Source organism: Streptomyces sp. NPDC002054 (genome assembly GCF_040296685.1).
Taxonomy (GTDB): domain Bacteria; phylum Actinomycetota; class Actinomycetes; order Streptomycetales; family Streptomycetaceae; genus Streptomyces.
Window position 1 is genome coordinate 1 of the sequence record NZ_JBEOXT010000086.1, and the last position, 1,093, is coordinate 1,093.

Sequence of the window (1,093 nt, forward strand, 5' to 3'; positions counted from 1 at the left end):
TTCGACCTGGTCGAGGCCGCGAAGAAGCCGGTGATCACCTTCTCCGGCGGTATGAAGCGGCGTCTGGACCTGGCGATGACCCTGGTCGGCCGCCCGCAGGTGATCTTCCTGGACGAGCCCACCACCGGTCTGGACCCGCGGGTGCGGCGCTCGATGTGGGAGATGATCCGCGGCCTGGTCGCCGACGGCGTCACCATCTTCCTCACCACCCAGTACCTGGAAGAGGCCGACCAGCTCGCCGAGCAGATCGCTGTCCTCGACGGTGGCCGGCTGGTCGCCCAGGGCACTCCCGAGGAGCTGAAGCGGAAGGTTCCCGGCGGCAGCATCGACCTGCAGTTCACCACCGCCTACGCCCTCGACCTCGCCGCCCGGACCCTGACGGTCCCCTTCACCCGCAACGACGAGGACCTCAAGCTCCGCATCCCCTCCGACGGCAGCGCCCAGAACGTCCAGTCCGTCCTGAACCGCCTCGACACCACCACCATCCACGAGATGTCCCTGCACACCCCCGACCTCGACGACGTCTTCCTCGCCCTCACCGGCCAGACCAAGACCGGCACCGAGACCACCACGCCCGCCGACACCGAGAAGAAGGTCCAGGTATGAGCACCGTCACCTACGCCGTAGCCGACTCCGTCACCCTGCTGCGCCGCAACGTCAAGAACCAGCTCCGCTACCCGACAACGACCATCTCGATCATCGGTATCCCGGTCCTGTTCCTCCTGCTCTTCGTCTACGTCTTCGGCGGGGTCCTGGGCACCGGTGTCGGCCCAAGCGGCGGCCGTGCCGAATACGTCAACTACGTCCTGCCCGGCCTGATCATCATGACCGCCGCCACCGGAATGCTCGGCACCGCCGTCTCCACCAGCGTCGACATGACCGAAGGCATCATCGCCCGGTTCAAGACCATGGCGATCTTCCGCCCCTCCATCCTCATCGCCCGCGTCATCTCCTCCGTCGTCCAGACCCTGGCCTCCATGGCCTTCGTCTTCGGAGTCGCCTGGCTGATGGGCTTCGACCCCTCCGCCTCCGCCGTCGAATGGCTCGCCGCCATCGGCCTCCTGGCCGGCATCAGCTTCGCCCTCACCTGGCT

At 67.2% G+C, this 1,093-nt stretch carries 2 protein-coding genes; both read left to right on the forward strand.

The features are described from left to right. On the forward strand, positions 1-606 hold a 606-nt coding region (locus ABT123_RS36675; RefSeq protein ID WP_351322788.1), incomplete at its 5' end, for an ATP-binding cassette domain-containing protein. Then, positions 603-1,093, forward strand: a 491-nt coding sequence (locus tag ABT123_RS36680; protein WP_351322790.1) for an ABC transporter permease, incomplete at its 3' end; no start/stop codon positions are given. The genes ABT123_RS36675 and ABT123_RS36680, both read left to right, overlap by 4 nt.